This window comes from Micromonospora sp. H61 (genome assembly GCF_018070325.1).
Taxonomy (GTDB): domain Bacteria; phylum Actinomycetota; class Actinomycetes; order Mycobacteriales; family Micromonosporaceae; genus Micromonospora; species Micromonospora salmantinae.
Window position 1 is genome coordinate 1 of sequence record NZ_JAGPXY010000158.1, and the last position, 3,616, is coordinate 3,616.

Consider the following 3,616-nt stretch of genomic DNA (forward strand, 5'->3'; position numbering starts at 1 on the left):
AAACCAGGCTGCCCCAGGCCGCAGCGTCGGCCGGGTCAATACTAAGAATTCGGGCAAGGTGTTCCCGCAGTTCCTCGCCGGAGAGGCGGTAGCCGGGCACGCGGTGCAGGCTGGCGAGGACCTCGGGCACCTGGCTGATACCGCTAGCAACCGCCACGGGGACGACACGGCCCCCCGCCTCGAGGTGTCGACGAACGTACGACGCCAGCCAGGTGTCCTGGACGGTTGCGGCGGACAACGCAACCACAAGGATCCGATGATCTCCCGGTGCGACGTCAACGACAGGGATTCCCAGCAGGTCCGCGATGCGCGTGATCCACGTCCGGTCGGCCGGCGTACCGACGACGGCCGCAGGAGCACCATCCATGGTGCCTCCGGTCAGTCGGTTCTCCGTCACCGTTTCCCCTCGTCATTCACTGTTCGAGACAATATCGAGTCGAACCTGAAAAACTTGTCGCCTTCCCGATAGATGCGGTTCGGCCTTTCGGCGGATTGACAGCCGACAGCAGATCGGGAACCGTTTTTGAAGTGGACGAGCTCATCGGCAAACGGCCGACAGCACGGATCGCTCATCGCAGGGTGATCGGCTCGCTGCTGATCATCCTTGCTGCGGTGCCAAGCGGATGCCGGGACGACCCGCCACGACCAGCGGGCGCCGCCCCGTCGACCGTATCGCCCGAGTCCGCACCCCAACCGGCACAGATATCTCCGGCTGCCATCGATGCTGCCATCACAGCGTTCCTCGACGCGTGGAAGATCGGCGACCGCCGCACAATGCTGCGCTTCGCAGAGGCAGAACTGGTGGACAACTTCGTCCACGAGAACCGCCACGCCGAAACCTATTCGTATCGGTGGAATGATCACTGCGCATTGAAAGTCACCGGCGCGGGCAGTTGTGAGTTTCTCATCGGTGATCCTCGCTATCCCTGGGGGCTGATCTTCCGGTTGAGCTACACAGCCCAAGACGCCGGAATTTTGATCTACGAGATCAGCTTCCAAGGCGATGCGGGCTGAGGTCCGCCCCGTGTTGCGATTCGCCCCCCCGACCAGAAGGGCAGCGCTCGGCATTAAGGGACGTCTCGTAAGCAGCTTCTCTCGACAGCGCCGGCTCATCGGGATGCTGCAGGAGGACCAGCCGGTAGGCCAGGTTCCGCACCCAGACCGGCAAGAGGCCGTCGACCACCTGCGGGCACAGCTCGCGCAGCATGGCGAGGATCGACTCCGCATCAGCAAAGGTGAGTTCCTCAATGAAGTAGCGCCCGTCGTGATCAGCGCTGCAGAGCAGGCCTGGCCTGTGACGACCGACGACCCGTAATCCCGGGGATCCCGGGGACACAGGCCACGCTGGGAGCAGCGAACCCTGACCGCTTCGGTATCCACTGGGAGGTCACACCGCACCGCTTGAGCGCATCACCGCAGGTCAGAACTCTCGTCTATGCCCGGTGTCGGTGAGCACTTCGGACGCGTTGACCACTTCGCCAACCTGCACCCAATCTGCTCCCATTTGCAAGGCCAGGCCAACCAACGACTCCTTACCGCCTTGACCTGCGCACACTCCCCTGCCAGGAGACATAGAGCACTGACGATCGCAGTCCAGAACCGCAGAGCACTCTGCGGGAAACAGGACGCCACACCGACTCTGACCTGCGGAAACGAGAAGCCGCAGGCAGGGGTGGGTGCAGTTGAACGCCGTTCGATGCCGTTGGAAGCAGTTCAAGGCTGTTCAGGGCACCCCGCTGCTCCCAATCTGCTCCCCCCAAACCGGGCTCGCACCGGGCCGCCGGCCGCCGGCCCATCGTGAGCTGCCGCCCCCAGTCTCTTGGTTGGCACCAGTGCTGGCGCCCGCAGCCGCATCGGTCGATCGCGCTGGGAGCGTCGCATCACCGGGTTGACCGGCGTGCCGGCCACCGTCGCGAACGCCAGTGTCAGCCGCTCGGTCAGCAGTTTCTCCAGATCCATGGGTACGCCGATCTCGCTCGGATCCGCTGCGCGGATCACCGAATGGGGATGCGAGCGGACCGAGGACGATCAGCGGGGGGAAGTCCTCGGCGGCATCGAGTGGGCCGGTATCGAGGAGACGGACCCAGATGAACTTCCATCGCCCGAACTGCTCGACATCCGGGCTGCTTGATTCGCCAGCCCACCTACCGCTCGCTATCGGCATGAGCGGACACCGCCCCCGCATCTGCAGCACACGCCAACGTGCCCCGAAGAGGTCAGCTGCCTGACTAGCCCTCGGCACAATCAGCCGACGCCGCGCAGAGCTCGGTCGCCTGTCGTGGCCATTTCGCTGAATCGAACCATGGTGAGCCGAAGCTGAGGGCGGTATCTGCACGTCGGTGAGGTGAGGCGCCTCGATGCGAACCATCGCGCGCTGACCGTGGAGGCGGGGCTACAGATCATCGTCATCCCAAAGGTGTTCTTTTGATCTCGTACGCGGTGATGGCGATGTCGTCCCTGCGCCGATACACGTCTGACGGAGTGAATGCCCCGAGAGCGGCCGCATCGCGAAGGAGGGTGCGGCGCCACCGCGTACGCAGGTCTTCGGTCCATCCGGGGTCGATGTCCGAGGCGAACGCGAGCAGCCCGTCGACATGGCGGGCGAGGCCTAACACTGAGGGGAAGCCTCTGGCGATCTGGTGCCCTCGCAGCCCAAACTTCTCCATGCCGTGTATGTGCGTGGAGATCCGCGACCTCATCTCTTTCGGCAATCGCACCCGGTCGCCGTCGACGAGCAGACCGAGCACGATGCGGCGAGCGCCGGGCGGCGTCAGCCGGCTCTTTCTGTCGTGGACGGCGAACCCGCAACCTGCGACCTCACGCCTGGCCTGGCGCATCAGGGACGCCGCCATGCGCCGGTCAAAGGGTCCGGAGCTGGAGAGGACGATGTCGTCGGCATACCGTGTGTAGACCAGCCGGTGTTTCGACGCGAGCGCTGCGAGCGCTTCGTCCAGGGGCCGGACCGTGAGGTTCGCGATGGCCCCACTGGTTGGTGCTCCCTGTGGAACGAACCCGATCGCCCCAGTTGAATAGTTCGGGATGGCCGAGTGGCGCTGATGTCGGACCAGAAAGCGGGTCGGGTGCGGGAAACCGTTGTGGGCTTGCCGGGTGCACAGTCGGGCCAGTTCAAGCGCCAGCAGGGGCGCGTAGCCAAGATCAGCGAAGATTCGGTAGACCTGGCGCTCATCGATGGTGTGGAAGAAGTTGTGCAAGTCCATCTTGATCAGCGAGCGGGCGCGGAGATGCTGATCGGCGCACATGCGGATTTATCTGCCGCTCTGGTTGGCATTGCTAGCTGGATGAGGCTGTACTTGGTCCAGTATTCTTGCGAGTACCGTGCGCTGCTGATCGATTAGCATTGGGCTGGGTGAGGAGATCAGCCGCGGCTTCTTCCCGGCACGGCGGTTGATCTCAAATGAGTGATAGGGATCGATGGATCTTTCCACCACACGACGCAGGTACGCGTACGGCGAGCCGCTACGTCGCGCGAGGTGTCCGAGGGTGAACACGACGGCGATGCCCTGGGCGCGCAGCCGTGCCGCTACCACCTCGACAGCGTCGATGACCTCGTCGGATCGGCCGAGGCGCAGCGCTCGCTGACGGTATAGGTGAGGGG

Annotated in this window: 6 protein-coding genes; 3 read left to right on the top strand and 3 right to left on the bottom strand. The window is 64.3% G+C overall.

From position 1 onward, the window contains the following. Nucleotides 1–397, bottom strand: a 397-nt coding sequence (locus tag KBX08_RS32460) for a hypothetical protein (protein ID WP_210787581.1), incomplete at its 3' end; no start/stop codon positions are given. Nucleotides 398–528: 131 nt separating this feature from the next. Between KBX08_RS32460 and KBX08_RS32465 the strand changes: the two genes are divergently transcribed. From KBX08_RS32465 to KBX08_RS32475, 3 genes are all read left to right on the top strand, one after another. Beyond that, nucleotides 529–1,014, top strand: coding sequence for a hypothetical protein (locus tag KBX08_RS32465; protein WP_210787584.1), 486 nt, complete (start codon nt 529–531; stop codon nt 1,012–1,014). A 103-nt stretch (nt 1,015–1,117) separates the two neighbouring features. After that, entirely contained in the window at nt 1,118–1,315 is a 198-nt protein-coding gene (locus tag KBX08_RS32470) for a hypothetical protein (protein ID WP_210787585.1), read from the top strand. Nucleotides 1,316–1,888: 573 nt separating this feature from the next. Continuing rightward, the gene (locus tag KBX08_RS32475; RefSeq protein WP_210787589.1) at nt 1,889–2,131 is read left to right on the top strand and encodes a hypothetical protein; all 243 of its coding nucleotides are present in this window, start codon (nt 1,889–1,891) and stop codon (nt 2,129–2,131) included. 274 nt (nt 2,132–2,405) lie between these two features. Here KBX08_RS32475 and KBX08_RS32480 read toward each other — a convergent pair whose 3' ends face one another. Together KBX08_RS32480 and KBX08_RS32485 are read right to left on the bottom strand one after the other, a co-directional pair. Next, on the bottom strand, nt 2,406–3,260 hold the full coding sequence (locus tag KBX08_RS32480) for a reverse transcriptase family protein (RefSeq protein ID WP_210787586.1): 855 nt from the start codon (nt 3,258–3,260) through the stop codon (nt 2,406–2,408). 6 nt (nt 3,261–3,266) lie between these two features. Next, on the bottom strand, nt 3,267–3,616 hold a 350-nt coding region (locus KBX08_RS32485), incomplete at its 5' end, for a hypothetical protein (RefSeq protein WP_210787587.1).